Raw genomic sequence first — 26,297 nt, forward strand, 5'->3', positions numbered from 1 at the left:
GCCTACGTCCTGACTTCCATTTGCTCGAAGGCCCTGCGGCCTTCCGAGCGGATCAGGTCAAGGCAATCCCGCTTGAGGGCGAGATAGGCAGCCTCCGCAACGATGGCGCTGGAGCGCGGTCGCGGCAGGCTCACCTGAAGATCCCTCAGGATGCGGCCTGGTCCCGCGCTCATGATCAGCACGCGGTCAGAGAGAAGGATCGCTTCATCGATGTCGTGTGTGACGAAGACGATCGTTGCGTTGATCCGCTCGCGGAGCTCGAGCAGATTGTCCTGCATGACCGCCCGGGTCTGCGCATCCAGCGCTCCGAACGGCTCGTCCATCAACAGCACGCGCGGCTGATTGGCGAGGGCACGGGCAATCGCAACCCGCTGCTGCATGCCTCCCGATAGCGTGTGCGGATATGCCGACGCAAACCTGGTCAGCCCGATCATCTCGATGAGGTCGTCGGCAATCCGCAGCGCCTCCGCTTTCGGCTTGCCGAGGGCGCGCGGCCCGTGCGCGATGTTCCGGCGCACCGATTTCCACGGAAACAGATGGGGCTGCTGGAAGACCATCCCGATCTCGGGCCGTGGCGCGCGCATTGCTTCGCCGGCTATGAGCACCTGGCCTTCGAACGGCCGCTCGAGGCCGGCCATCGCATTCAGGAGCGTGGACTTGCCGCAGCCGGATGGACCGACGATCGAGACGAATTCTCCCTGGGCTACCGCCAGGGATACGCGATCGACCGCGACGACCTGTCCGCTCGGCGCATCGAAGACGATGCTCAAATCCTCAACCCGGATGATCGCCTGACGCGCCGGGGCGGACGGCGGGGACGTATCCACGAGCCTGAGCGGCTGGTCTGGACGAAGCAGGCTCGGGGTCATCGCCACCACACGGCGCGTTCGGCAAGAATCGCAAAGGAACGGTCGGCGACGAAGGAAAGCAGCCCGAGAGCCGCCAACCCGCCCATGACCTGACCCGTTTGCATGTTCTGTTGCGCAATTTCGATACGGTAGACGATACCGGCGAACGCTCCCGCCAACTCGGCGGCGACCAGCGTGTAGAAGGAGATGCTCACCGCGGTCCGAAGACCGACCGTGATATAGGGCAGCGCGCCAAGAAGGACGATCTCCCACAGCATCTGCGGCTGCGGCGTGCCGAGCATCTGCGCGGCACGGATAAGTCCGCGGTCGACTTTCTGCACCCCGATGTGGGTCGCAAGCCATACCGTGAAGAACACGCCCCAAACGACCAGGAAAAGCTTGCCAGTCTCCGAGAGGCCAAACCAAAGGATGACGATCGGCACGAAGGCTATGGGAGGAATTGGACGAAGGATGTGAAACAAGGGTGAAAGCAGGCTGGACACCAGCCGGAACCGGCCAGTCAGGACGCCGAGCACGATGCCGCCCGCGGCCCCGATCGCAAATCCCGCGGCCACGCGCGAGAGGCTCGCCATCAGGTCGGCGAAGAATTGTCCGCTGCGAATCCATTCGAGAATGGCGACAGCGACGGTCGATGGCGGCGGAAACAGCACGGCGTTCACGATGCCGGAGCGCGCAACCAGTTCCCACACGCCTGTGAAGGCGGGCACGGAGAGGACGGCGACCAGCACGCTCAGCCGTGCGGTCGCGCTCGCACGGCTGCGTCCCCCGATGCTCACGGGCGCGCCTCCAGCGTGACGCGAGCCGGGTCGAGCGCCTTCAGCGGCGCCGTCACCAGGACTTTCGTGAAATCGGGCATGCTCGCTCCAGGGGGATGATTGCCGGTCTCGAGCCGCCAGGCGGCGTGGGTTTTCAGAGTCGTGAGAAACCTGTCGTCGAGACGCACATGGTAGACATAGTCCGGCCAGATCGAAGCCAATTCGTCGCGTTTCATCCCGGTCGCTGCGGCGATGACGTCGATCGCATCATCCGGATTCGCCTTGAGCCAGCCCTCGGCTTCGATGAGGGACGCCAGGAACTTGCTGACGATCGACGGGTTGGCCGCGAGATAAGACTGCGTCACGACAATATTGAAGGTCTCCGAGTAGAGACCTTTGGTATCAAGCGGGATCGCGCCTTCGCCAAGAGCCTTCTTCGCATTCGCGACGTGCGGCTCCCAGGTATCGAACGCGTCGATGCTGCCGGCCGCCATGGCGGGGAGCATCTCCTGAGGGCGCAGGTTGACGAGCGTCACGTCCTTCGAAGTCAGGCCCGCCGCTTTCAACAGAACCGAGGTGTAAACTTCGCTGCCGGTTCCGGCCGTAAAGGCGATCCGCTTTCCACGCAGATCGGCCTTCGTCTTGATCCCGGCAGAAGCTGCGGTCATGGTCTTGAGATCCGAATATTCCATCCCCGCCACGAAGGCGATCGGCTGTTGCGCCATCGCGGCCGCCGTGACCGGCGCCTCGGCGGTTGTCGCGATATCCGCCCCTCCCCCAAGCACCGTATCGAGGCACTGCTTCCCGCTGGTGAAATTGGAGACCGAGATGTCGAGCCCCTGCCTGGCGAAAATACCCTTCGCGTTGGCGACAATCGCCAGTCCCGAGATCGGCCCGAGATTCTGGGCGAGCCGCGCCTTCAGCAATTCTCCGGCAGTCGCGCGCTGAGGCGTCGTAAACAGGATGGACGCAGTAAGCACGAACACGGCAGAGCGAAGAGCGGTTGTTGATCGCATGCCAAACCCCTGTGATGCCGGCGACCGGAGTGATCGACCGTGACACGAGGGTCGTCTCAAGACGGGAGACCGTGAAGCAATTAATCGACAAGGCCCGACGCTGTCCAATTTCTGCGCAAGCAGACCAGCTTCCGACTGTGACTGGGGCAATAAATTCATCAAGCTGCTCGCACCTTGGGCGCATCGTAGCCTACGGCAACGGCACTCTGCTGGCTTTCATCAAGCCCTGATCCCGATTCAATCAGAACCGATCGGGCTTTCGATGCCGTTGCGTGCGCGGCGAAACCAGGCCCACGTCTGCCGTGTCACTGCGATGTAGCCCGGGCCCCGGTAGACGATCTGATCGGCGACGATCCGGTTCAGTTTCGGCAGCGCATGGAACGGAATCGAAGGATAGGCATGGTGTTCGACATGATAGGGCATGTTCCATGCGAACCAGCGCACGAACATGGCGGTATAGGTGGTGCGGGTATTCTGGAAGGCGCTGCGCGTGCGATCGCAACCGGTGTGTTCGGCAAGGAGATACGGACGCAGAAACAATTGACCGACGATCACGGGGACGACCCAGACCCACAACAGGATCAAGCTGTGCAGCGCGACCGATGCCAGCAGCAGCGCGACGTAGCCTGCCAGATGGAGGCGCGCTTCCGTCACGACAATGTGGCGCTTGCTTTCCGGAATCCAGGGCGACGTGGCGTTTCCGGTCAACGCATGGCGAAGCATCAGCCGCACCCGGAAGGCAACCTGCCGCAAGCCGCTGTAGACGATCACCAGCTGCGCGTCCGAGGTCGGGATCGGGACCGACAGCAGTTCCGGATCCCTCATTGGATCCTGCGTATAGCGATGATGATCCCAGTGGAACAGGCAGTAATATTCGTAAGGCAAGCCGACCGCGAACGAAGAGAGTTGACCGAAGGTGAGATTAAGCGCGCGGCTGCGAAACGCCGTCTTGTGTGCGGTCTCGTGGACCACCATGAACAGGAATGCGACAAAGTAACCTTGGATGACAACCAGCGGCAACGCCCAGACGATCCCGTATCGCGACGAGACCAGCCAGATCAGCGCGCCCACAACGACGATGACGCCGTAGTGGCTGGCCGCGCGGACCAGACCTTGCCAATCGGACCGCACCGACAACTCGCGCAGCATGGCCGGAGTCAGCGGCTTCTCTCCGGTGGCAGTGATGGCATTGCTCATGATCGTCGTCGCCTCGTTGCGGGATCACGCACTTGACCGTGCTCGTGCGGACGCTGGAATTCGTCAAGCACGGACCGATCTTAGGAGGCGACGCCGCAAATGCAGAAGCAATTAATTTCACGGGCGTCGGCGGCCGGCGTCCCGAGATTTGTGGCCTTCGCTTGACCGCATCGACCCGGCGACGGATCGTTCGCTAGTGCCGTTATGGGCAGCGGTGCGCGAATACGAGTCGCGCGGCGTTTGGCCTAGGAAGACAAAAATGCTTCATCTGTCGGTGGGGATTGACTGACACTCTCCCTCCCGCCGTGGGCTCATCCCACCAATTTCCACCTCCCATCCCCGGCCCGCTTCAGCGCGGGATCGCTCACCCTGACATGCTCTGCGAGGAAATCGATGAACGCGCGCACGCGGGCGGGTAGCGGCGCGGTGTGACCGACATAGACGGCGTGGATGTCTTCGCGGTCGCCGGGATTGTAGCCCTGCAGCACCGGCACGAGGCGGCCGGCTTCGATGTCGGGGCCGATGTGGAAGAGGGCGAGGCGGGCGAGGCCGACGCCGCCGAGGCAGAGGCGCCGGGCGGCTTCGCCGTCGCTGGCGCGCGCCACCGGTGGCGGCACGGCTTCCTCGGTGCGGTCGCCGCGCCGGAATGGCCAGCCGCCGCGGATGCGCGGAAAGGTCCAGCCGATGCCGCGGTGATCGGCAAGATCCTCCGGCGTCTTCGGCGTGCCGAAGCGTGCCAGGTAGTTTGGGGTGCCGACGACCACCATGCGGCTGGTGCCGAGTTTGCGTGCGATCAGGCGTGAGGCCTTCAGAGGTCCGACACGGATGGCGACGTCGGCCCGCTCCTGCATCAGGTCGATCAGCGTATCGGTCAGTACGAGGTCGAGCGTGACTTCGGGATGCTGTTCGAGGAAGCGGGGGATCAGCGGCATCATGTGCAGCATGCCGAAAGGGATGTTGCTGTTCACGGTAAGGCGGCCGCGCGGCGCGGCGCCCGAGGCTGCCTCGCGCTCGGCTTCCTCCATCTCGCTGAGGATGCGCACGGCGCGGTCGTAGAAGGACTGACCTTCCTCGGTCAGCGTGAGCTTGCGCGTGGTGCGGTTGATCAGGCGCGAGCCGAGCCGTGCCTCCAGCCGCGAGATCAGCTTGCTCACGCCCGACGGCGTCAGGCGCAGTTTTCGCGCAGCCTGGGTGAAGCCGCCGAGGTCGACGACGCGGACGAAGACCTCCATCTCGGCGGAGCGGTTGGTGTCGAAACGAGCCATGTTGAATTCACGTCATAAATGATTGGATTGCGGACATTCTAATGGTTTTGCCGCAGTGCAGCTATCTGCGTGGCTCGTCTCATCCATTGGAGCAACGCATGCCTCCCGCCGTCCTCGCGCTCACCGCCGGTGCCTTCGGCATCGGCACCACCGAATTCATCATCATGGGCCTCTTGCTCCAGGTCGCCGCCGACATGCACGTCTCCGTGCCGGTCGCGGGCCTGCTCATCTCGGGCTATGCGCTCGGCGTGTTCGTCGGTGCGCCGGTGCTGACCTTGGCCACGCGACGGCTGCCGCGCAAAACCGTACTGCTGGCGCTGATGGCGATCTTCACGCTCGGCAATGCGGCCTGTGCGCTGGCGCCCACTTACGAATTGCTGATGGCGGCGCGCGTGCTGACATCGCTCGCCCATGGCACGTTCTTCGGCGTCGGCTCGGTCGTGGCCACCAGCCTCGTCGCCGAGGACAAGCGCGCCTCCGCCATCGCGACCATGTTCATCGGCCTCACGGTCGCAACGCTGCTGGGCGTGCCCTTCGGCGCCTGGTTCGGCCTGATGCTTGGCTGGCGCGCGGCGTTCTGGGCGGTGACTGTCATCGGCGTGATTGCCTTCGTTGTGGTTGCGGCGCTCGTCCCGGGCCACGTCGGCAATGGCGACAAGCCGATCTCGCTCGCCGAGGAGGTTGCGGTGCTCGGCCGTCCGCAGGTGCTGCTCGGCCTTGCCATGACCGTGTTCGGCTTCGCCGGCCTGTTCGTCGTGTTCACTTACATCCAGCCGATCCTGACGCGCTTCACCGGCTTTTCGGAGGCCGCGGTGTCGCCGATCCTGCTGGTGTTCGGCGTCGGGCTTGCGATCGGCAATGTCGCCGGCGGCAAGCTCGCCGACCGTGGCCTTGCGCGCGCCCTGATCGGCACGCTCGCCGCGCTCGCGCTCGTGCTGCTTGGGCTAGCCGCAGTGCTGTCGGTCAAGATCCCTGCGATCGTGCTGATCCTGCTGCTCGGCATCGCCGCCTTCGCAACCGTCGCGCCGCTCCAGCTTCGCGTGCTGGAAGCCGCAGGTCCCAGTGGCCGCACGCTCGCCTCCAGCCTCAACATCGCCGCGTTCAATCTCGGCAACGCACTGGGAGCCTGGGCCGGCGGCGTCACCATCGATCGCGGGCTCGGCCTCTCGGCGCTGCCGCTGGTCGCAGCCGGCATCACCGCGCTCGGCCTCGTGCTCGCGCTGTGGAGCCTCCAGCTCGACCGCAGGCAGACCGTCGTCGCGGCGTGCCCGGCGGAATAGGAGAGCGATCATGGAATACCGTAATCTCGGCGCTTCCGGGCTCAAGGTCCCCGTCCTCAGCTTCGGTACCGGCACGTTCGGCGGCCAGGGCCCGCTGTTCTCGGCCTGGGGCCGCAGCGGCGCGGAGGAGGCCCGCAGGCTGGTCGATATCTGTCTCGATGCCGGCGTCAATCTGTTCGACAGCGCCGATGTCTATTCGAACGGCGCCTCCGAGGAGATTCTCGGTGCCGCGATCAAGGGCCGCCGCGACAAGGTTCTGATCTCGACCAAGATGAGCCTGCCGATGGGAGAGGGCCCGCTCGATGCCGGCTCGTCGCGGCAGCGGCTGCTTGCCTCGATCGACGCGGCGCTGCGCCGGCTCGGCACTGATCATATCGACCTGCTTCAGCTCCACGCGTTCGATGCGTTCACGCCGATCGAGGAGGTGCTGTCCACGCTCGATATGCTCGTGCGCGCCGGCAAGCTGCGCTATGTCGGCGTCTCGAATTTCGCGGGCTGGCAGCTGATGAAGTCGCTCGCCGTTGCGGACCGGCATGGCTGGCCACGCTATGTCGCCCATCAGGTCTATTACTCGCTGCTCGGGCGCGACTATGAGTGGGAGCTGATGCCGCTCGCGCGCGATCAGGGCGTCGGCGCGCTGGTCTGGAGCCCGCTCGGCTGGGGCCGGCTCACCGGAAAGATCCGGCGCGACCAGCCGCTGCCGGAAGCGAGCCGCCTGCACGCCACCGCACAGTTCGGCCCGCCCGTGGACGATGCGCGCCTTTACGCCGTCGTGGACGTATTGGACGCGATCGCTGCGGAGACCGGCCATACCGTGCCGCAGGTCGCGATCGCCTGGTTGCTGTCGCGCCCCACGGTCTCCTCCGTGATCATCGGCGCCCGCGACGAGGCGCAGTTGCGCGACAATCTCGGCGCCGTCGGCTGGTCGCTGGGCGCGGATCAGATCAAGCGTCTCGACGAGGTCAGCGCGGTGATGCCGCCTTATCCCTATTACCCCTATCGCATCCAGGAGGGCTTTGCGCGGCTCAATCCACCACCGGTGTAGGGATGGGCCGGCGATCGCGGCTGACAGGGCGACATCATACGGCTGCAGCGTGCCGAGATTGCCGAGCGCGGTGCGCAAGCGGGTCGTCGCCTCCGCTGGCGTGATCTTCTCGATCCGCGGCGCCGGGCGTGACAGAGCGTCGCGACAACGCGCCATGCAGAAACGCACCTGTACACGGTCGCATGACCTCCATAACCTCCGCGGCGCAATTTTTTGGAGATGCGACGTGGCGAAGAAGGCGGCGACCAAGAAGAAAAGTACTGCAAAGAAAGTAACGAAGACCCCCAACAAGACGAGCACCGCCCGAAAGGGCACCGTCGCGAAAACCGCGAAGAAGACAGTCAGGAAGGCCGCACCGCGCAAATCGACCACCGCGCGCCGTCCAAAGGGATCGGTCTGGCAATGGTCTGCGGTCGAGACCGCGGCCGCGATCCGATCCGGCGCAATCTCCGCCGTCGAGACCGTCGAGGCGCATCTGGACCGGATGCGCGCCGTCAATCCCAGGCTGAATGCGGTCGTCGTCGATCTCGGCGCGGAGGCGCTGAAGGCGGCGCATGCGGCGGACAAGCAGCGCGCCAAGGGCGGCGAGCTCGGCCTCCTGCACGGCGTGCCCATCACCATCAAGGAGAACGTCGACTATGAGGGGCGGCCGAACTTCAACGGCGTGCCGGCGAACAAGGACCTCATCGCGCCGTCGGATTCGCCTGTCGTCCGCAACCTGAGGAAGGCGGGCGCCATCGTCATTGGTCTCACCAACACGCCGGAATTCTCCTTCCGCGGCTTCACCGACAATCCCTTGCACGGCCTGACGCTCAATCCCTGGGATCCCGATATCACCTGCGGCGGCTCGTCGGGTGGCGCGGGTTCGGCGGTTGCCGCCGGCATCGGCACCATCGCCCATGGCAACGATATCGGCGGCTCGCTGCGCTGGCCGGCGCATTGCAACGGCGTTGCCACCATCAAGCCGACGCAGGGCCGCATCCCCGCCTTCAACGGAAGCGCAACGGCCGAGCGGCCGATGCTGGCGCATCTGATGTCGGCGCAGGGGCCGCTCGCCCGCCATGTCGCCGATGTTCGCCTTGCGCTGGAGGCGATGAGCCAGCGTGACCCGCGCGATCCCTGGTGGGTGCCGGCGCCACTGGTGGGACCAAAGCCGAAGGGGCCGATCAAGGTCGCGCTGGCGAAGATCCCCGACGACATGGACGTCGATCCCCAGGTCGCTGCGGCGCTGCGGCAGGCCGCCGATCACCTGGAACGCGCGGGCTACCGCGTCACCGAGGTCGAGGTGCCCGACATCAACGGCGTCTGGCAGACCTGGTGCGACATCATCACCAACGAGACGGTGGTGATGCAGGAGGCCGGCATGCTGAAGGTCACGACCGAGGACTTCCACAAGGCCTGGGGCGGCATGAGGGCCAAGGCCAATGGGCTCGATCTCAAGGCCTGGATGCAGGCGACGGCCGCGCGCAACGGCCACATCCGTGCCTGGCAGTTGTTCTTCGAGGACTATCCGGTCGTGCTGGCACCGACCACGGTGCAGCCGACGCCGGGCCCACGCGAGGACACGGTCAGCGCCGAGCGCGTGCAGGAGATCTTCTGGGGCGAGATTCGCTTCATCTCCGCGATCAACGTGCTGGGCCTGCCCGGCGCGGTGGTGCCGGTCGCCGTCCACGCGGGCAAGCCGATCGGTGTGCAACTCATTGCCGGCCGCTATCGTGAGGACCTCGCGCTCGATGCCGCAGCCGCGATCGAGAAGCGTGCCGGTGTGATCGCCCATCGCCTTTGGGAGACGATGGCCTGATGCCATGCGCAAGGGCTCCGCGTCAGGCGCGGGGCCCGCAGAGGCCGGTCAGTTGGTCAGATGCGCGGAGGCGATCGCCTTCTGGAACAGTGCGTTGAGCGCATCGGTGATGCTCGAGTCGCTCGAGACCTCGTAGTAATAGCCCGACGTCGCGCAGGCCTGCATCTTGGTCGCGATCGAGCTGCGCCATGGCGCGATGTAGGTGTTGTACCAGCTGTTGTTGGTGATCGCGAGATAGGTGGTGTAGAGCACGGCGATCTTGACGCCGCGCGCCTTGATGGTGTCGCAGATCGTCGTCGTCAGCGGCTCCTGGCATCGGCCCGACGAGGAGATCACGGTCTTGGTGCAGGTCGAGGGATAGTAATAGTCGGCCACACCGTCCGACACGAAGAACAGCCATTTCTGCGGCGAGGACGAGGAGCCGTCGCCGGGTGTCGGAATCGCGCCGTTCATCGACGACAGAATGCCGTCGAAATCCGTGCACATGTCGTTGTTGTAATTGGTGTAGGGAATCGTCATCAGGTCGACGGCGGAAACCGCCGTCTTCACCGAAGACAGACTCGATGTCAGCGCCGAGATCGTGGTCAGGCCGATCGAGGCGCAATCGCTGCCCATGGTGTAGACAGCCATCCGGTACTGGTTGCTGACGAGCTGGCTCGCAGTCGCCGTGTCCGTCAGCGATTGCGTCGCATCCCGCACCAGGTCGATCCGCATCTTGATCCCGAGGTTCTTCGCGATCGAATAATAGCTGTTGGTCTGCTTGGTCTTCTTCGAGCTCGACGTGTAGATGTCGTGGCAGGCGAAGGCGCAGCTGTCGGATGTCGCATTCTGTAACGCAGTCATGTCGGCCGTGGTGGCGCCGAGCCCCTGCGACGGCGAGTTGTCCAGCAGCACGTAGAAGTCGATATAGGACGGCAGCGAGGCCGCCGCGCTCGAACTTGCCGAGATCGCCATGGTCTTGTAACCGACGATTCCCATGAAATAGGTCGTCACGGACGATGACGCCGTTCCCGTGGCGGTGCGGGTGGTGACGCTGTCGGTCACGGTGATGGTCACCGAGCTCGTCGCCAGGCCGTACGCGGACATCTGTCCGGCGAAAGTGTTCAGGGCGTCGCTCTGTGCGGCCGACGCGCTCTTGGTGATCTCGCTCTTCGCGGTGGCGACCAGCACGGCGGTGTCGAGCGCAGCCATCAGTCTCGCGCGCGCCCGTGCGGCGAGGGAATAGTCGACGGCCGCGCCGACGAAGGACAGCAGCGGCACCAGCGCCAGCGCGAAGATGACGGCGATGTTGCCGCGCCGGTCGGAGACGAAGCGCGAGAGCAGGCCATGGGCATTCCCGGTGGCAGTGGGCAAGCAGCGCATCCTTGAATGAAAGCAATGCGCGGATGCTAGCATCGTGGAACTTACGCAACGGTTGACCGTGGTGTGAGCGTGCGTGTCTGCGGCGTTTCCGATCGTGTCGCCGGTGAGAGAAAATCCTCGAGAAAAATAGGCGATTTCGCGCACGGCGCGCGGCGCGCTTCCGTAGTAATCCGGGGTGCTTGACCTCTCGAAGGCTTGCCTTCAATTGCAAGGATGCCGCGCCAACCAAGAGTGCTTCAACCGGCAGTAAGCGAGGACGGCGTGGTAGACGATGCCGCGATCATCGTGCATCGCTTTCCGCGAGTCGTCATTGTTCGAAGAGATGCGCCTCATGGTCTGAAGCCGGTCGCATGGATGTCGACAAAGCATCGCCATCTGCAGTTGCGACGACATCGCGATGTCGATGGAGCGTGCGTGTTGGAGACGCTCACCCGATGCCATGGCCGATGCGACGCATCGGCGTTCTCACGAAGGGACGACCGGCGGCGACCTATGCCACCGTGTCCCGCAAGAACGAGAAGGAAGGTGTCGCGGTGGGCCATCGCCGGCTCGCCATTCGTTAATTCAATTTAACGCGAATTTTAGCCAATTCACCAACAACCGTTAGGGTTACTTCCTCTATCTCTACGCGAATTATTGTCCGCTTTACCACCCGCCTCTAACAGAGGGACGGCGGACAACGCACACGCCTCATATAGGCCAATAAGTGCGGCCCGCTCCACGCGGAGGTGGCACGATGCGCAACGAAACGATCGCTATTCACGCCGGCTACGAACCCGAAGCCACCACGCACGCGGTCGCCGTGCCGATCTACCAGACCGCGGCCTACTCTTTCGACAGCGCCGATCATGGCGCGGCCCTGTTCAATCTCGAAGCCGAGGGCTTCCGCTACAGCCGCATCGCCAATCCGACCAGCGCTGTGCTGGAGAAGCGCATCGCCGAGCTCGAGGGCGGTGTCGGCGCGCTCGCGGTCGCGACCGGCCAGGCCGCACTGCATTTTGCCTTCGTCAATGTCGCCGACCACGGTGGCAACATCGTTTCCGTGCCGCAGCTCTACGGCACCACGCACACGCTGCTCTCGCACATCCTGCCGCGCCAGGGCATCACCGGCCGCTTCGCCGAGAGCGACAAGCCCGATGCCATCGAGAAGCTGATCGACGAGAATACCCGCGCGGTGTTCGCCGAAACCATCGGTAATCCCGCCGGCAATGTCTGCGACATCGAGGCGCTGGCGAAAATCGCGCATGCGCATGGTGTGCCGCTCATCGTCGACAACACGGTCGCGACCCCGATCCTGCTCAAGCCGTTCGACTACGGCGCCGACATCGCCGTGCACTCGCTGACCAAGTTCCTGGGCGGTCACGGCACCACGCTCGGCGGTGCCATTGTCGATTCCGGAAATTTCCCGTGGGCGAAATACGCCGATCGCTTCCCCGCCTACAACAAGCCGGATGCCTCCTATCACGGCCTCGTCTATGCCGAGCGCTTCGGCCGCACCGCCTATATCGAGCGCGCGCGCAGCGTCTATCAGCGCACCATGGGCTCGGTGCTGTCGCCGTTCAACGCCTTCCTGCTGCTCCAGGGCATCGAGACCGTGGCGCTGCGCATGGAGCGCCATGTCGAGAACGCCCGCAAGGTCGCCGAATTCCTCCGCGATGATCCGCGCGTTGCCTGGGTGAACTACACAGGCTTCTCCGACAGCCCCTACTACCCGTTCGTCCAAAAGTATCTCGACGGCAACGCCTCGTCGCTGTTCACGTTCGGCATCAAGGGCGGCATGGAAGCCGGCAAGACCTTCTATGATGCGCTGAAGCTGATCACGCGCCTCGTCAATATCGGCGATGCCAAGTCGCTGGCCTGCCATCCGGCCTCGACCACGCACCGGCAGATGTCGGTGGAGCAGCAGCGCGCCGCCGGCGTGCTGCCGGAGACGATCCGCCTGTCGATCGGCATCGAGCATTCCTCTGATATCATCGAGGACATCGACCAGGCGCTGGAGAAAGCCTGTCCGTCGTCGCGCCTCCAGGCCGCGGAGTAGGCGGACGGTTCGATGACGATCTTGATCGACAGGGATCAAGGCATATCGAGCCCGGCACTGGTGCCGGCCGAGGGCGATCTGGCGCGCGATCATGCCGGCCCGGAGCTCACGATCGGACTGATCAACAACATGCCTGATCCGGCGCTGAAGGCGACCGAGCGGCAGTTCATGAAGCTGCTGCAGGCCGCCGCGGGCCCGCGCCGCATCCGCTTCCACTGCTTCTCGCTGCCGTCGGTCAAGCGGTCGCCGGAAGCGAAATGGCACGTCGAGAGCGAATATTCCGATCTCGCGGATCTCAAGCGCAGGCAATTCGACGGGCTGATCGTGACCGGCGCCGAGCCGGTCGCGCCCGAGCTGCATCAGGAACCATACTGGCGCGATCTCACCGATCTCATCGACTGGGCCAGGACCAACACGCGCTCGACGATCTGGTCATGCCTTGCCGCGCACGCGGCGGTGCTGCATCTCGACGGTATCGAACGGCGCCGCCTACCGGCCAAGTGTCACGGCATCTTCGACTGCGAAGCGGTGGCGGATGATTCCCTCACGCGCGCGGCGCCTGCCCCGCTCAAGGTCTCGCATTCGCGCCTGAACGAGATCGCCGAGAGCGACCTCGTGCAGGCCGGCTACCAAGTGCTGACCCGCTCGGCCGACGCCGGGGTCGACGTCTTCGTGCGCCAATATGCCAGCCGCTTCGTGTTCTTCCAGGGGCATCCGGAATATGACGCGCTGTCGCTTCAGCGCGAATATCTGCGCGACGTGGGCCGCTACCTCGCGCGCGAGCGCGAGAATTACCCGCACGTGCCCGTGAGCTATTTTGACGCAGTCACCGAAGAGAAGCTGGCTCGCTTCGAGAAGCGGGCGAGGCAGGAGCGTCATCCGGCGCTGACCAACGACCTGCCGGCGCTGAATTTGCGCGCCGATATCGCCGCCGGGAGCGCGGCGGCGGCGCTCTTCCGCAACTGGTTGCGCTATCTCGGCGCGGAAGCCGACGCCTCGGTCCTGGCGCGCTAGGCCAAAGGGCGTTGGTTCTGCGTTAGGATTACCAAAGCGTTAGGCTTGCCTCAGCCGGCGCACGAATGTTTCAGTAGAGAAATACGGAATCACAGGAACGTAGTCGTGTGGTCGGCACTCCAGGGACGCGTGAGCAATCGGCTTGCCCGGCATTTCCGTGCCGCGCCGCACCGGCTGCCTGCGCATGCGCCGATGGTGAGCTTCACCTTCGACGATGCGCCCGACAGCGCCGCCGGCGAGGGCGCCTCGCTGCTCGAAGCGCATGGCGGCCGCGGCACGTACTACATCGCCGGCAGCCTGATCGATCGGCCGTCGGATCACTGGCATGGGTTGTCGCGTGACGCGATCGTCCGGCTGCACCATGCCGGTCACGAGATTGCGTGCCACACCTTCTCGCATCAGAGCTCGGCCGATCTCGACGAAGTCGCAATGGCCGGCGAGATCGAGCGGAACCGCAGCCATTTCCGCGGTATCGATTCCTCGATCACGCTGGAGAATTTCGCCTACCCCTATGGGATCGCCTCGGTCTGGCGCAAGCCGCAGCTGGCGAAGGCGTTCCGCTCGGCGCGCGGCATTCTTCCCGGCGTCAATCGCGACGTCATCGACCTCCAGTTCCTGCGCGCCTCGCCACTGGTCGATTGCGAGATCGATGCGGCAGGCGTCGATCGCTATTTCGACGAGGCGGTCGCAAGCGGCGGCTGGTTGATCTTCTACAGCCACGACGTCGCCAATGCGCCGAGCCCCTATGGCTGCACGCCGCATTTGATGCGCCACGCGCTGGAGGCGGCCGGAAAGCGCAACATGCCGATCGTGACCGTCGCGGAAGCGCTGCGACGAATCGGGGCGTAGCTGCTTTTCCTTCTCCGCTTGCGGGAGATGAGGGGTTCTATCCTTGACCACAGATATCGTAGGGTGGGCAAAGCGAAGCGTGCCCACGGCTTCTGTTGCAGTGTCGGATCGATGGTGGGCACGGCGCAAGTGCGCCTTTGCCCACCCTACGATTCCGTGCTCGCGGTGCCAGCCCCCGTCTTGCAAGGGGAGAGGGGCAAGATGGACTTGCCACGGCCGCTCCGCCATGCGACTGGCCTTGTGACGAATCCCGCGGCCCTGCTCCGATACACCCATGAACGCTCCATCCACCGCTCCGCTGCCCGCGCCGGCCAACGGCCGCGATGCGCTGTCGGTGCTGCATTCGGTGTTCGGTCTGCCGGGGTTTCGCGGGGCGCAGGGCGACATCATCCGGCACGTCACCGACGGCGGCAATTGCCTCGTGTTGATGCCGACCGGCGGCGGCAAGTCGCTGTGTTACCAGCTGCCGTCCTTGCTGCGCGAAGGCTGCGGCATCGTGGTCTCGCCGTTGATCGCGCTGATGCGCGACCAGGTCGCGGGCCTGCTGGAGGCCGGCGTCAACGCCGCCGCGCTCAACTCGTCGCTGTCGCCGCAGGAAGCCTCCGACGTTGAGCGCCGCCTGATCGCAGGCGATCTCGACCTGCTCTATGTCGCGCCGGAACGGCTGGTCACGCCGCGCTGCCTGTCGCTGCTGGCGCAGGCGAAAGTGGCGCTGTTCGCGATCGACGAGGCGCATTGCGTCTCGCAATGGGGCCACGACTTCCGCCCCGAATATGTCGGCCTCTCCATCATCGCCGAGCGCTTTCCCGACGTGCCGCGTATCGCGCTCACCGCGACCGCCGACGAGCTGACGCGCAAGGAGATCGTCGATCGGCTGCAGCTTGCCGGTTCCCCGCAATTCGTCTCCAGCTTCGATCGCCCCAACATCCGCTACGAGATCGTCGACAAGCGCAACGCGGTGTCGCAGCTCAAGGAATTCATCCGCGAGCGTCATGCGGGCGATGCCGGCGTGGTCTATTGCCTGTCGCGCAACCGGGTCGAGGAGGTCGCCGCCGCGCTCGACGAGGCCGGCATTGCCGCGCTGCCCTATCATGCGGGCCTCGACAGCAGCGTGCGCTCGCGCAACCAGGATCGCTTCCTCAACGAGGACGGCATCGTCATCGTCGCGACCATCGCCTTCGGCATGGGCATCGACAAGCCCGACGTGCGCTTCGTCGCCCATCTCGACCTGCCCAAGAGCATCGAGGCCTATTACCAGGAGACGGGACGCGCCGGGCGCGACGGCAAGCCGTCGGCGGCCTGGATGGCCTACGGCCTCTCCGACATCGTGCAGCAGCGCCGCATGATCGACGAGTCGGCCGGGTCCGAGGATTTCAAGCGGGTCTCGATCCGCAAACTCGATGCGCTGGTTGGCCTCGCCGAGACTGCGCATTGCCGACGCAAGCGGCTGCTCGGCTATTTCGGCGAGACCGTGCAGGGCGAGAGCTGCGGCAATTGCGACAATTGCCTGACGCCGCCAAAGATGCGCGACGGCAAGGTGCTGGCGCAAAAGCTGCTGTCCTGCGCCTATCGCACCGGGCAACGCTTCGGCGCGATGCACCTGATCGATGTGCTGATCGGGCGCCTGACCGAGAAGGTGACGCAGTTCGGCCATGACAAGCTGTCGGTGTTCGCTATCGGGCGCGAGCTCAACGAGAAGCAGTGGCGCACAGTGCTGCGGCAGCTGGTGGCGATGGGCCATTTGCAGAGCGACAGCGAGGCCTATGGCGCGCTGAAGCTGACGGAGTCCGCGCGCGGCGTGCTGCGCGGAGAAACGGAAGTCTGGCTGCGCGAGGAGGCACCCGGCAGCCGCATCCGGTCAAGCCGTGCGAAATCCCGGCGCGGCGATCTTGCGCCGGCCGCAAACGCGCCGCAGGGCGATGTCGATCCCGAATTGCGTGCGCGCTTGCGATCCTGGCGCTCGGACGTCGCACGCGAGCGCGGTGTACCGGCCTATGTAGTGCTGCACGATGCCACCATCGACGGCATCGTGCGGGCCTGGCCGACCACGCTGGACGAGCTGCGCAACGTGCCGGGCATCGGCGACAAGAAGCTCGAGCATTACGGCGACGAGCTGCTGCAGATCATCAGGACGCGGTAAGGGCGCCCCGATCTCTCCACATCGTCATCCCGGACAAGCGCGCCTAAAGCGCGCGCAGATCCGGGATCCATAGCCACAGGCCGTGGGAAAAGGCACGCTGGTTGGCCCAGTGAGTCGCAACAATTGGCAGTCGGGTAATGGGTCCTGGCTTTCGCCAGGACGACATTGGGGGGAGGCGAGACCCAGCTCAGCCGTTCCGGAAAGCGTAGCCGTAGCCATTCAGCGCCGGCGCGCCGCCGAGATGGGCGTAGAGAATCTTCGCGCCCTTCTCGAAATAGCCCTTCTTGGTCAGGTCGATCAGGCCCTGCATCGATTTGCCTTCATAGACGGGGTCGGTGATCATGGCTTCGAGACGCGCGGTGAGGCGGATCGCCTCCTTGGTCTCTTCGGACGGCACGCCATAGGCGGGATAGGCATAGTCCTCGATCAGCACGACGTCATCAGCGACGATGTCCTTGCCGAGCTCGACGAGTTTTGCGGTGTTCTGCGCGATCGAGAGCACCTGCGCCTTGGTCTGCGCCGGCGTGAACGAGCCGTCGATGCCGATCACCTTGCGGGCACGGCCGTCGGCGGCGAAGCCCACCAGCATGCCGGCATGGGTGGAGCCCGTGACGGTGCAGACGATGATGTAGTCGAACTTGAAGCCGAGCTCGGCTTCCTGCCTGCGTACCTCCTCGGCAAAGCCGACATAGCCGAGCCCGCCATATTTATGCACGGAAGCGCCGGCGGGAATCGCGTAGGGCTTGCCGCCCGCCGCCTTCACTTCCTCGATCGCCTGCTCCCAGCTCTTGCGGATGCCGATGTCGAAACCGTCGTCGACGAGGCGCACGTCGGCGCCCATGATGCGCGAGAGCATGATGTTGCCGACGCGGTCATAAACGGCGTCCTCGTGCGGCACCCAGGCTTCCTGCACCAGGCGGCACTTCATGCCGATCTTGGCGGCGACGGCGGCGATCATGCGGGTGTGGTTGGACTGCACGCCGCCGATCGACACCAGCGTGTCCGCATTGGAGGCGATCGCATCCGGAATGATGTATTCGAGCTTGCGCAGCTTGTTGCCGCCATAGGCGAGGCCGGAATTGCAGTCCTCGCGCTTGGCATAGATCTCGACATTGCCGCCGAGATGTTTTGACAGCCGCTCCAGCTTCTCGATCGGTGTCGGTCCGAAGGTCAGCGGGTAGCGCGCGAATTTTTCCAGCATGGTCAGGTCATCCCGATTGGCGTTGATCTGGGATCTGGCTAGCATTGCCGTGGGAAAATGTGCTCTCAAATATTGCGTCGATATTGCGTGCCTTCTTGCATCAATGGCGCCAATGGATACTATTTCTTCCGAGATAATCTATATTGTCGGAAGCTTCTTTCATGGCCGCGAGACTGGATCGAACCGACCTTAAGATATTGAGATTGCTGCAAAATAACGGTCGGCTCAGCAATGCCGAGCTGGCCGAAACGGTCGCGATCAGCCCCGCCACCTGCCATCGCCGCACCCAGCGCCTGTTCGCGGACGGGTTCATCGCCACTGTGCGCGCCATGGTCGCCCCGAAGAAGGTGGCCAAGGGCACGCTGGTCATGGTCGGGGTCGTGCTCGACCGCTCGACGCCGGAGAGCTTCGCCATCTTCGAGCAGGCCATCGCCAGGCTGAAATTCGTGCTCGACTGCCACCTCGTCGCCGGCGACTTCGACTACTTCCTCAAGATCCGGGTCGGCGACATGGAGGACTTCAACCGCATCCATGGCGAGCAGCTCATCGCGCTGCCCGGCGTGCGCCAGACCCGCACCTTCTTCGTGATGAAGGAGGTCGTCGACAACGCGCCGCTGGAGTTTTGAGCGAGAAGCGTTTTCCAGCGAAGTGGAAACCGGTTCGCGCCAGAAAACGCGTCAAAACAAAATCCGGACCTATTGATGCGCGATCCGCGTCATGAGAGATTCACGCGATGCAGACATTCCCCTTCCGTCAGCACAATCCGGCCGGGCCATCTTATCGGCGCGGCTGGGTCGACGAGGCCGTCGCCGCGATCGAGGCCGACCAGTGCCGCACGGCCGACACGCATCTGATCCGGCTGATCGTGCCGGCATTATCCGGCATCGACATCTATCTGAAGGACGAATCCACGCATCCGACCGGCAGCCTGAAGCATCGCCTGGCGCGTTCGCTGTTCCTCTATGCGCTCTGCAACGGCCACATTCGCGAAGGCACGCCCGTCGTCGAGGCCTCGTCGGGATCGACCGCGGTGTCGGAAGCCTATTTCGCGCAGATGATCGGCGTGCCCTTCTATGCCGTGATGCCGCGCACGACCTCGGCGGAGAAGATCGCCGCGATCGAGCATTATGGCGGCAACTGCCATCTGATCGATGACGGCCGCGCGCTCTATGCGGAGGCGGCGGTGCTCGCCGCCCGGCTGAACGGCCATTACATGGACCAGTTCACCTTCGCCGAGCGCGCCACCGACTGGCGCGGCAACAACAACATCGCCGAATCGATCTTCACGCAATTGGCGGGCGAGCCGCGGCCGATCCCGGACTGGATCGTGATGGGTGCCGGCACCGGCGGCACCTCGGCCACCATCGGACGATATCTGCGCTATCGCCAATATCCGACACGGCTCTGCGTCGCCGATGTCGAGCATTCCGCCTTCTTCGACTGCTTCCGTTCGCAGGACCGTTCCCGCGTTTGCGATCGCCCGTCGCTGATCGAGGGCGTCGGCCGCCCCCGCTGCGAGCCGTCCTTCGTGCCGGGCGTCGTCGACCGCATGATGAAGATCCCGGACGCGGCGACGATCGCGGCGATGAACGTGCTGTCGCGCCGGCTGCGCCGCGTGGTCGGCGGTTCCACCGGCACCAATTTTTTGGCGCTGTGCCGGCTTGCATCGGAGATGCGCAAGGCGAATGTGACGGGATCGCTGGTGACGCTGATCTGCGATTCCGGCGAGCGCTACCGGCAGACCTATTACGAGCCGGAATGGCTGAAAGCGCGCGGTCTCGATCCGGCGCCGTTCGAGAAGACCTTATTGTCGTTCCTCGATTCCGGGCAGCCGCTGGATGTCGCGGTCGAAGACGTTGTCAATCCGCAAAGTGCATAATGTGCTGAAGTGGTATGCTAGACACGAGTCAGGGACGATCCCTGCTTTTGGGCCAGCGCGGACCACCTAGACGCGTACATTGGAGCAGATAGCTCCCGTCTTCGTGCCAGTCGTCGGTCTTGGCAACCTCTTTCCATCCGCGTTTCTCAGGATCTCGCTCGAAGTGCTTCGGCTTCGTTTCAATGAATGGGCCTGTCTCCATTTCGATTTTCTCGATCTTCCAATCGTAGACCATGGCCGGCGCACCTGGTTCGTGCGCATGATTTTCAAAGTAAGGGAACGGGTCGATTCCGACGAATATCAGGCCTCCCAACCAGGTGCCCAGGCGAGCATTGTCTGGGGGTTTTCCGTCGCAGTACATGAGAATGCCAGCGTCCAACACCCACCAGTCATGTCGCGCGTACACGACCTGGGCCACAACTTCGTAGGAACTCTCGAGAATGTGCGTGAACGATGGCGCCTTGTGGTCGAGCCGACCGTACCTCGGAAGAGGGACGACTGGACAGAATTCGAGCGCGAACGAGACATTTGTCGCTTGCGCGAATTCACCATAGTTGCCGTCCTGAATAATCCAACTATCAAGTCCGACGACTAGATCGGCCATCCTGTGCCTCGCCAATGACATACGAAGGGCATAGCATGGTTGTGTTTGCGCTTCCATACCACTTGCCAAATCGCACGGTCGTCACGGCAACTTCACTTGCCACGTGCACGCACGCGGGCGACCGTTAGCCCTTCTCAACGAGGAGATCCCGCCGTGCGCCTCCCCATTCTCGATCCCAAGGATCTGACCGCTGAACAGAAGCCGCTCTATGACGACATGCAGGCCGGCATCAAGGACCACTTCAAGGGCTTTGTGAACATGCGCGACGACGGCGCGCTGCTCGGGCCCTGGAATCCGTGGATCCGCGAGCCGCGCTTCGGCAAGCCGGTGTGGGAGCTGGTCAAGGCGATCGCGTCGAACCCGCTGCTGCCCGCTGCCGTACGCGAGGTCGCGATCCTCGTCACCGGCTCGCATTTCCGCTCCGGCTACGAGCTGTATGCCCATGTGCTGGTGGCCGAGCAGCGCGGCCTTTCCGACGAGAAGCTCGCGACCATCGTCGCCGGCCAGCGGCCGGTCGATCTCACCAAGCAGGAGGCGGTCGCCTACGACATGGCCTCTGCCCTGGTGAGCGGCGGCGTGCTGCCGGAGCTGACTTATCGCGCGGCGGTGAAGGAGTTCGGCGAGCATGGCGCGGCCGAGCTGTCCTACCTCGTCGGCGTCTATTGCATGGTCTCGGTCACGCTCAACACCTTCGACGTGCCGGTGCCGGAATAGACGCAGCTTCCGTCGGTCACTCCGCCGCCTTGCCTGCAGGCGGCGGGGGCGCCCAGGCGATGCAGCGATTGCGGCCTTCGCTCTTGGCCTGGTAGAGCGCATGATCGGCCGCGCCCATCAGCGCGTCGATGCCGGACATGCTGGCGGTGGCCTCGGCGATGCCGACGCTCACGGTGAGGCCGAACTGGATCTTCTCGGCAAAAACCTGCGTGCTCATCACGCGCTTGCGGATGCGCTCGGCTACCGTCCTTGCCTTGGACAGGCTGGTCTCGGGCAGCAGCACGGCGAATTCCTCGCCGCCGAGACGGCCGACGATGTCCGACTTGCGCTTGCCGTCGAGGCAGGCGGCCGCGACCGCCTTGATCGCGGCGTCGCCCACGGCATGGCCGTAGCGATCGTTGACCGACTTGAAGTGGTCGATGTCGAGCATCAGCACCGAGACGGAGCGGTAGTAGCGCTGGAAGCGGCTCCATTCCGCATCGAGGCTCTCGAGGAAGTGGCGGCGGTTGTAGAGCCCGGTGAGCGGATCGGTGGTGGCGAGCGTCTCCAGCATCGCGGCCTTTTGCGTCAGATCGGTGATGTCGACATAGGTCAGCATGCGCCCGCCATTCGACATCGTGGTGCAATGGGCCCTGATGCGGCGGCCATCCGGCGTCTGCAGGTCGCGCACGTGATCGCCGGTCTTGACCTCCTCGACGCGCCGCGCCGGAAATTTCGCAAGCTCGCTGCTGGGAAGATTGGGCGCGCTGGCGCGATGCAGGCGCCGCACCAGCGACGAATAGGCCGGCCGGCTCGCCGCCTCGTCTTCGCTGACCTCCCAGAACCGCCGCATTCGCCGGTTCATGAAGGTCGCGTGCAGGTCGGCATCGAGAAGGAGCACGCCGTCCTGAACATTCTCCAGCGCATCCCGCAGCAGCTTCAACTCGTCGGAGGCGCGCACGATGTCGGTGACGGGCGTATAGGTCAGCATGCGGCCGCCGTCGGGCAGCGGCGTGACCTGGACGCGCACGACATCGCCATTGGTCCGGCGCAGGTCGATCGGGGTCGGATCGCCGGCCTCGATCACGCGAACGCGCTCCGCCACCAGGGCATCGAGCTCGGGGTCCGGCACCTCATAGGCGCCGGTGTCGCGTCCGTGGTGAAGCAGCGTGAGAATGGATGGATTGCTGTCGGCAACCTCGTCGGGCAGGCGCCACATCTGGCGAAACGACCGGTTGATCAGGCGCGCCCTGAGGTGAGAGTCGAGCAGCACGATGCCGGTCGGCACATGATCGAGCGCGGCGCGCAGCGCCAGCATCTGGCCGCGCATCAATGCGTCGGACGAGCGTTCCCGCTCCTCGCCCGCCGCCCGCTCGCTGCCCGGCTGCTCGAAGGCGACCCCGACCTGGCGGTCGGATCGCCAGACCACGCGGCAGGCCAGAATCTCGCGGCCCGGGAGCCTGAGTTGGAACCGCTCGGGCACGCCGAGGCCGCTCTCCATCTCGAGCGTCGCAGCCTCCTCGGTCAGCCGGCGTACGATGCAATCGATCGACGACTGGCCGAAATTGAAGAAGATCTTCCCAGCAAGGAACGTCCGTTCCGAAACCAAGCGGGACATTCGCAGTCTCCGACGCGTAACGACGTGAAAAGTCGGCGTAGTGTCGCGCAAGGTTCCTTGCGTCGGGGTAACGCAAGCGATGTTTTGGGATGAAGATTAACGATCGGTTGACGGGCAAGACGGAAGGTTGTTCCGGCCGGTCGCTAGCGGCCGCCACGCTTTGTCGTAAATCCCGCTACGACCCCGGTCAGTTACGCACCGCATAAAGCGGCGTGCGCAGCGTCAGCTGGTAGGCCGGCTTCGGCGTCCACGCGATCTGCGCGGTGATGCCGAACAGGCGGTTGTCGTTGTCGTCCATGCGGTCGAGGTCGAGGCGCAGGGTCGGCTGGGTGAAGGACTCCGCTATCGTTCGGCCTGCGAACTGCGCGCCGCCGAACGACTGGATGCCGAGCCGCCCGGTGAACTTCCAGTTGTTCGGCCATTGATAGTAGCCGCCGGCATAAAGGATCGTGTTCGGCCGGATACTGGCGAGCGGGCTGGCAATGGTGGTGTAGGTATATTGCATGCCGGCCAGCCAGCCCCGCGTCTCGTCCTCGTCGAGCGCGTAGTCGAATTCCAGGATGTTGTTGAAGGAATTCGTCATGCCCTGCTCGTTCGGCACCGACTGCGTCAGCGTCGATTGCAGCGTGATGGTCGGGATCTTGCCGCCATTCTGCTGGTAGAGGTCGGCTTGCACGCCGATGTTCCAGCTGGTGATATCGAAGGACGACCAGCCGCTGCCGATGTTCACGGTCGAGCCCGACACGCCGCCATAGAGCGAGACACGATCGGTGACGTCGACGGTCAGCGGCAGGTCGACGGCGATGGCTTTGGCCGCCGGCAAGCCGTTCAGCAGCGTCGTGCCGCGTCGTACCGCCAGGGCTTCGAAGGCCGCCGACAGCGAGGTGGTGCCGAAGCCGAGTCCGAGCGTGCCCGCCGGGATCGCCGCATACATGGTGCGCAGGTCGAGATAGATGTTCGGCACAGCCGGCTTTGCGGGCTTGTCCTCCTCATCGTCGGCCGCGAAGGCGGCGCCTGCCGGGATCGCCAGACAAAGCAGTCCCGTCGCGGCAGCGCGCAAAACCGGACGACGGGATTGGCTGCGATGGGGCACGTGACGATCCGACGCGTGGCGATTTGATGGCAAAACCGTTGCTAGATGGAACGTGATCGCTCGTGCGGTCAAGCGCTATCCGCAGACGATGGACGGCATGGATGTGCGGAGTTACCCTGCCGTGATCGCACTGACACACTCGCCCGCCACAGTGCAGGCGGACTATGGAGGACGACAGAAATGAACACGTCACGCCGCATCCTGCTCACTGGTCTGGCGGGGCTCGCTGTTGCTCCGGCCGCTGTTGCCGCCGCGGTGCCGTCGGCCGAACCCGGCGACGTGACGGTCGCCGAAGAGCGCTTCGCGCGCACGATCGCAGCCGCGCATTCGCCCGATATTACCTGCGCGCGACAGGCGGAACGTTATGCCGACGCGCACTGGCCGGAATATGTCGTGGCAGCCAGGGCGGTGCTCGGCGCGCGCGCTTGATTCACGCCTTTACTTCTCCACCGCCCGCCTGACCTGCTCGCCGATCTGCGACAGCACGAGCTGCGCCTGTGGCAGGATCGCACCCATGGCGTGGAAATTGTGAACCATGCCGTCGTGGCAGACATGCTCGACGGCGACACCCGCGGTGAGAAGCTTGCGCGCATAGGCATTGCCCTCGTCGCGCATCGGATCGAACTCAGCGGTGTGGATGATCGCGGTCGGAAGGCCCGCGAGCTTGCTCGCGCGCAGCGGCGAGATGCGCGGATCGGCGGCATCGAAGCCCTCGGGCAGATAGTCGGCGAGGTCGGCTTCGATTGTGATGCGGTCGATCAGGTGTCCTTCCGCGAATTCCTGGCGCGATGGCGAGGTCTCCTCGAAATCCAGCACCGGGCAGATCAGGCATTGCGCCACGATGGAGAGGCCGGCGTTCTGCAAAGCCTCCTGGCACACGATTGCCGCCAATGTGGCGCCGGCGGAATCGCCGCCGACCACGAGCCGCCCGGCATCAATGCCGAGCGAGGGCGCCTCGCGCGCGACCCATTCGGTCGCAGCGATCGCATCGTCCACGGCAGCGGGAAACTTGTGCTCGGGCGCGAGCCGGTAATCGACCGAGACCAGGCGGCATCCGGTCGCATGCGCCAGCGCCGCGGCGATGCGGTCATGCGTCGCGATGCTGCCGGCGACGAGGCCGCCGCCATGGAAGAACACGAAGCCCGGCGCGGATTCGCCGGCAGACGCGGGTGAATAGAGCCGGTAGGGAAGCTCGCCGCCGGGGCCCGGCAGCATGCCGTCGGCCGCGGTCACGTCAGGCGCATCAGTGCGTGCGAACTGCATGAGCTTTGCCAGCGACTGCCGCCGTGCCTCGACGCTGGGCCGGCTCCGGGCTTGCGGCCCGGCCGCAGCCATCATGGTCAACAAACGCTTTGCGAGCGGATCGAGCGGCATGCTGCTTCCTTCTCTCCCTTACGGGAAGGCGTGGCCTACCTCATGGGAAAGGGTAACCTACCTCTTCTGCGCAGGGAATCGTTTAGAAGTTCCGCCAATAGTGGCGCTATAGTGCGGCATCGTGCCAAGGGAGGCCGGTCATGGCCGAGATCAAGAAGCCCATCGAATATTCACCGAGCTGGACCTTCTTCGAGGGCAAATGGCATGACGGCAATGTGCCGATCATGGGGCCGCGCACACATGCGGCCTGGCTCGGTTCGGTCGTGTTCGACGGCGCCCGTGCGTTCGAGGGCGTCGCGCCCGATCTCGACCGTCATTGTGCGCGCACCAATCAATCCGCGATCAGCTTTGGCCTGAAGCCGGTGGTCGATGCCGGCACCTGGCTCGCGCTCGCAAACGAAGGCATCGCGCGTTTCGCGGCGAATGCCGAGCTCTATATCCGCCCGATGTACTGGGCGCAGAGCGGGCTCGGCGGCGGCGTGCTGTTCGATCCCGACTCCACCAACTGGTGTCTGAGCATCTACGAGGCGCCGATACCGAAACCGGTCGGCAACGCGATCACGCTGTCGCCGTTCCGCAGGCCCACCGCCGAATGCGCGCCGGTCGAAGCGAAGGCGGCCTGCCTCTATCCGAACAATTCGCGCGCGCTCGCCGAAGCGGCCTCACGCGGTTTCCAGAACGCGCTGATGCTCGACATGCTCGGCAATGTCGCCGAGTTCGGCAATTCCAACGTGTTCATGGCCAAGGACGGCGTGGTGTTCACGCCGGTCCCCAACGGCACCTTCCTCAACGGCATCACGCGCCAGCGCGTCATCAGCCTGCTTCGCGGCGACGGAGTCACTGTAGTCGAGAAGACGCTGCGCTATGCCGACTTCCTGTCAGCCGACGAGATTTTCTCATCCGGAAATTTCGCCAAGGTCGCGCCGGTGATCCGCATCGACGATCGCGAGCTGAAGCCGGGCCCGTTCTACACCAAGGCGCGCAAGCTTTATTGGGACTTCGCGCATGCGGTGAAGCTGGCGGCGTAGGCTCTCCGATGTCGTCCTGGCCTAGTGCGCAATTGCGCACGGGAGCCAGGACCCATTACCCCAGGGAGAAGTTTGGCGAAGATTCGTCGTTCGGTACTGCCATCGATCGCTACTGATAGACCTCGCGGTATGGGTCCTGGCTTTCGCCAGGACGATACCGGGGGTGTGGCATGCGC

Annotated in this window: 24 protein-coding genes; 13 read left to right on the plus strand and 11 right to left on the minus strand. The window is 64.6% G+C overall.

From position 1 onward, the window contains the following. Window positions 1-2: 2 nt before the first annotated feature. The 5 genes from JQ603_RS35205 to JQ603_RS35225 all read right to left on the minus strand — a co-directional run bounded on the left by JQ603_RS35205 (window position 3) and on the right by JQ603_RS35225 (window position 5,102). Window positions 3-878, minus strand: a complete 876-nt coding sequence (locus JQ603_RS35205; RefSeq protein WP_212347311.1) for an ABC transporter ATP-binding protein — start codon at window positions 876-878, stop codon at window positions 3-5. After that, window positions 866-1,645, minus strand: coding sequence for an ABC transporter permease (locus JQ603_RS35210; RefSeq protein ID WP_349630775.1), 780 nt, complete (start codon window positions 1,643-1,645; stop codon window positions 866-868). Before JQ603_RS35210 ends, JQ603_RS35205 begins: the two co-directional genes overlap by 13 nt. Further along, a complete protein-coding gene (locus JQ603_RS35215) occupies window positions 1,642-2,550 on the minus strand; it encodes an NrtA/SsuA/CpmA family ABC transporter substrate-binding protein (RefSeq protein WP_245004067.1) in 909 nt (302 codons plus the stop codon). Before JQ603_RS35215 ends, JQ603_RS35210 begins: the two co-directional genes overlap by 4 nt. Before the next feature lie 327 nt (window positions 2,551-2,877). Then, entirely contained in the window at window positions 2,878-3,837 is a 960-nt protein-coding gene (locus tag JQ603_RS35220; RefSeq protein WP_212347313.1) for a fatty acid desaturase, read from the minus strand. Window positions 3,838-4,148: 311 nt separating this feature from the next. Continuing rightward, the gene (locus tag JQ603_RS35225) at window positions 4,149-5,102 is read right to left on the minus strand and encodes a LysR family transcriptional regulator (RefSeq protein WP_212347316.1); all 954 of its coding nucleotides are present in this window, start codon (window positions 5,100-5,102) and stop codon (window positions 4,149-4,151) included. A gap of 98 nt (window positions 5,103-5,200) precedes the next feature. On the opposite strand from JQ603_RS35225, the gene JQ603_RS35230 reads away from it, so the two are divergent. The 3 genes from JQ603_RS35230 (at window position 5,201) to JQ603_RS35240 (ending at window position 9,228) form a co-directional block, all read left to right on the plus strand. Next, window positions 5,201-6,382 carry an MFS transporter gene (locus tag JQ603_RS35230; RefSeq protein ID WP_212347318.1) on the plus strand — a complete coding sequence of 394 codons (1,182 nt, stop codon included), beginning with the start codon at window positions 5,201-5,203 and terminating at the stop codon, window positions 6,380-6,382. A 10-nt stretch (window positions 6,383-6,392) separates the two neighbouring features. Continuing rightward, entirely contained in the window at window positions 6,393-7,427 is a 1,035-nt protein-coding gene (locus tag JQ603_RS35235; protein WP_212347320.1) for an aldo/keto reductase, read from the plus strand. Window positions 7,428-7,653: 226 nt separating this feature from the next. Further along, the gene (locus JQ603_RS35240; RefSeq protein WP_212347322.1) at window positions 7,654-9,228 is read left to right on the plus strand and encodes an amidase family protein; all 1,575 of its coding nucleotides are present in this window, start codon (window positions 7,654-7,656) and stop codon (window positions 9,226-9,228) included. Between the two features lie 48 nt (window positions 9,229-9,276). Here JQ603_RS35240 and JQ603_RS35245 read toward each other — a convergent pair whose 3' ends face one another. Further along, on the minus strand, window positions 9,277-10,581 hold the full coding sequence (locus JQ603_RS35245) for a TadE/TadG family type IV pilus assembly protein (protein ID WP_245004068.1): 1,305 nt from the start codon (window positions 10,579-10,581) through the stop codon (window positions 9,277-9,279). A 443-nt stretch (window positions 10,582-11,024) separates the two neighbouring features. Here JQ603_RS35245 and JQ603_RS38370 point away from each other — a divergent pair, with 443 nt between their 5' ends. The 5 genes from JQ603_RS38370 (at window position 11,025) to recQ (ending at window position 16,631) form a co-directional block, all read left to right on the plus strand. Next, window positions 11,025-11,153, plus strand: coding sequence for a hypothetical protein (locus tag JQ603_RS38370; protein WP_271580803.1), 129 nt, complete (start codon window positions 11,025-11,027; stop codon window positions 11,151-11,153). 173 nt (window positions 11,154-11,326) lie between these two features. After that, a complete protein-coding gene (locus JQ603_RS35250) occupies window positions 11,327-12,628 on the plus strand; it encodes an O-acetylhomoserine aminocarboxypropyltransferase/cysteine synthase family protein (protein WP_212347326.1) in 1,302 nt (433 codons plus the stop codon). Window positions 12,629-12,640: 12 nt separating this feature from the next. After that, window positions 12,641-13,642 carry a homoserine O-succinyltransferase MetA gene (metA, locus tag JQ603_RS35255; RefSeq protein WP_212347328.1) on the plus strand — a complete coding sequence of 334 codons (1,002 nt, stop codon included), beginning with the start codon at window positions 12,641-12,643 and terminating at the stop codon, window positions 13,640-13,642. A gap of 105 nt (window positions 13,643-13,747) precedes the next feature. Continuing rightward, window positions 13,748-14,491 (plus strand): polysaccharide deacetylase family protein, encoded by a 744-nt coding sequence (locus JQ603_RS35260; protein WP_212347330.1) that lies wholly within the window; start codon window positions 13,748-13,750, stop codon window positions 14,489-14,491. A 274-nt stretch (window positions 14,492-14,765) separates the two neighbouring features. Beyond that, window positions 14,766-16,631 (plus strand): DNA helicase RecQ, encoded by a 1,866-nt coding sequence (gene recQ, locus JQ603_RS35265; RefSeq protein WP_212347332.1) that lies wholly within the window; start codon window positions 14,766-14,768, stop codon window positions 16,629-16,631. Window positions 16,632-16,818: 187 nt separating this feature from the next. On the opposite strand, the gene JQ603_RS35270 is transcribed toward recQ, so the two are convergent. Further along, window positions 16,819-17,832 (minus strand): 1-aminocyclopropane-1-carboxylate deaminase, encoded by a 1,014-nt coding sequence (locus tag JQ603_RS35270; RefSeq protein ID WP_212347335.1) that lies wholly within the window; start codon window positions 17,830-17,832, stop codon window positions 16,819-16,821. Between the two features lie 161 nt (window positions 17,833-17,993). Between JQ603_RS35270 and JQ603_RS35275 the strand changes: the two genes are divergently transcribed. Then, a complete protein-coding gene (locus JQ603_RS35275) occupies window positions 17,994-18,458 on the plus strand; it encodes an Lrp/AsnC family transcriptional regulator (protein WP_212347337.1) in 465 nt (154 codons plus the stop codon). Between the two features lie 107 nt (window positions 18,459-18,565). Next, window positions 18,566-19,711 (plus strand): PLP-dependent cysteine synthase family protein, encoded by a 1,146-nt coding sequence (locus tag JQ603_RS35280; RefSeq protein ID WP_212347340.1) that lies wholly within the window; start codon window positions 18,566-18,568, stop codon window positions 19,709-19,711. A gap of 28 nt (window positions 19,712-19,739) precedes the next feature. Here JQ603_RS35280 and JQ603_RS35285 read toward each other — a convergent pair whose 3' ends face one another. Beyond that, window positions 19,740-20,315, minus strand: coding sequence for a hypothetical protein (locus tag JQ603_RS35285; RefSeq protein WP_212347344.1), 576 nt, complete (start codon window positions 20,313-20,315; stop codon window positions 19,740-19,742). Window positions 20,316-20,468: 153 nt separating this feature from the next. On the opposite strand from JQ603_RS35285, the gene JQ603_RS35290 reads away from it, so the two are divergent. Then, window positions 20,469-21,029 (plus strand): carboxymuconolactone decarboxylase family protein, encoded by a 561-nt coding sequence (locus JQ603_RS35290; protein WP_026312077.1) that lies wholly within the window; start codon window positions 20,469-20,471, stop codon window positions 21,027-21,029. Between the two features lie 16 nt (window positions 21,030-21,045). Here the strand turns inward: JQ603_RS35290 and JQ603_RS35295 are convergent, their stop codons facing one another. Together JQ603_RS35295 and JQ603_RS35300 are read right to left on the minus strand one after the other, a co-directional pair. Further along, on the minus strand, window positions 21,046-22,626 hold the full coding sequence (locus tag JQ603_RS35295; RefSeq protein ID WP_212347347.1) for a sensor domain-containing diguanylate cyclase: 1,581 nt from the start codon (window positions 22,624-22,626) through the stop codon (window positions 21,046-21,048). Window positions 22,627-22,813: 187 nt separating this feature from the next. After that, complete coding sequence (locus JQ603_RS35300) at window positions 22,814-23,686, minus strand: hypothetical protein (RefSeq protein WP_212347565.1); 873 nt, start codon at window positions 23,684-23,686, stop codon at window positions 22,814-22,816. A 213-nt stretch (window positions 23,687-23,899) separates the two neighbouring features. Between JQ603_RS35300 and JQ603_RS35305 the strand changes: the two genes are divergently transcribed. Continuing rightward, window positions 23,900-24,148, plus strand: coding sequence for a hypothetical protein (locus tag JQ603_RS35305; RefSeq protein WP_212347350.1), 249 nt, complete (start codon window positions 23,900-23,902; stop codon window positions 24,146-24,148). A gap of 9 nt (window positions 24,149-24,157) precedes the next feature. Here the strand turns inward: JQ603_RS35305 and JQ603_RS35310 are convergent, their stop codons facing one another. Beyond that, on the minus strand, window positions 24,158-25,093 hold the full coding sequence (locus tag JQ603_RS35310; protein WP_212347353.1) for an alpha/beta hydrolase: 936 nt from the start codon (window positions 25,091-25,093) through the stop codon (window positions 24,158-24,160). Between the two features lie 140 nt (window positions 25,094-25,233). Here JQ603_RS35310 and JQ603_RS35315 point away from each other — a divergent pair, with 140 nt between their 5' ends. Continuing rightward, on the plus strand, window positions 25,234-26,121 hold the full coding sequence (locus JQ603_RS35315; RefSeq protein ID WP_212347356.1) for a branched-chain amino acid aminotransferase: 888 nt from the start codon (window positions 25,234-25,236) through the stop codon (window positions 26,119-26,121). Window positions 26,122-26,297 lie beyond the last annotated feature (176 nt).

The organism is Bradyrhizobium liaoningense (genome assembly GCF_018130825.1).
In the GTDB taxonomy this organism is placed as follows: Bacteria; Pseudomonadota; Alphaproteobacteria; order Rhizobiales; family Xanthobacteraceae; genus Bradyrhizobium; species Bradyrhizobium liaoningense_B.

What these genes read in the sequence shown, in the direction of transcription:
- JQ603_RS35295 (WP_212347347.1), bottom strand. Translation starts at nt 22,626, where the DNA reads ATGTCCCGCTTGGTTTCGGAACGGACGTTCCTTGCTGGGAAGATCTTC.
- JQ603_RS35285 (WP_212347344.1), bottom strand. Translation starts at nt 20,315, where the DNA reads ATGGCCGATCTAGTCGTCGGACTTGATAGTTGGATTATTCAGGACGGC.
- JQ603_RS38370 (WP_271580803.1), top strand. Translation starts at nt 11,025, where the DNA reads ATGCCATGGCCGATGCGACGCATCGGCGTTCTCACGAAGGGACGACCG.
- JQ603_RS35225 (WP_212347316.1), bottom strand. Translation starts at nt 5,102, where the DNA reads ATGGCTCGTTTCGACACCAACCGCTCCGCCGAGATGGAGGTCTTCGTC.
- JQ603_RS35305 (WP_212347350.1), top strand. Translation starts at nt 23,900, where the DNA reads ATGAACACGTCACGCCGCATCCTGCTCACTGGTCTGGCGGGGCTCGCT.
- JQ603_RS35235 (WP_212347320.1), top strand. Translation starts at nt 6,393, where the DNA reads ATGGAATACCGTAATCTCGGCGCTTCCGGGCTCAAGGTCCCCGTCCTC.
- JQ603_RS35280 (WP_212347340.1), top strand. Translation starts at nt 18,566, where the DNA reads ATGCAGACATTCCCCTTCCGTCAGCACAATCCGGCCGGGCCATCTTAT.
- recQ (WP_212347332.1), top strand. Translation starts at nt 14,766, where the DNA reads ATGAACGCTCCATCCACCGCTCCGCTGCCCGCGCCGGCCAACGGCCGC.
- JQ603_RS35270 (WP_212347335.1), bottom strand. Translation starts at nt 17,832, where the DNA reads ATGCTGGAAAAATTCGCGCGCTACCCGCTGACCTTCGGACCGACACCG.
- JQ603_RS35230 (WP_212347318.1), top strand. Translation starts at nt 5,201, where the DNA reads ATGCCTCCCGCCGTCCTCGCGCTCACCGCCGGTGCCTTCGGCATCGGC.
- JQ603_RS35220 (WP_212347313.1), bottom strand. Translation starts at nt 3,837, where the DNA reads ATGAGCAATGCCATCACTGCCACCGGAGAGAAGCCGCTGACTCCGGCC.
- JQ603_RS35275 (WP_212347337.1), top strand. Translation starts at nt 17,994, where the DNA reads ATGGCCGCGAGACTGGATCGAACCGACCTTAAGATATTGAGATTGCTG.
- JQ603_RS35310 (WP_212347353.1), bottom strand. Translation starts at nt 25,093, where the DNA reads ATGCCGCTCGATCCGCTCGCAAAGCGTTTGTTGACCATGATGGCTGCG.
- metA (WP_212347328.1), top strand. Translation starts at nt 12,641, where the DNA reads ATGACGATCTTGATCGACAGGGATCAAGGCATATCGAGCCCGGCACTG.
- JQ603_RS35250 (WP_212347326.1), top strand. Translation starts at nt 11,327, where the DNA reads ATGCGCAACGAAACGATCGCTATTCACGCCGGCTACGAACCCGAAGCC.
- JQ603_RS35315 (WP_212347356.1), top strand. Translation starts at nt 25,234, where the DNA reads ATGGCCGAGATCAAGAAGCCCATCGAATATTCACCGAGCTGGACCTTC.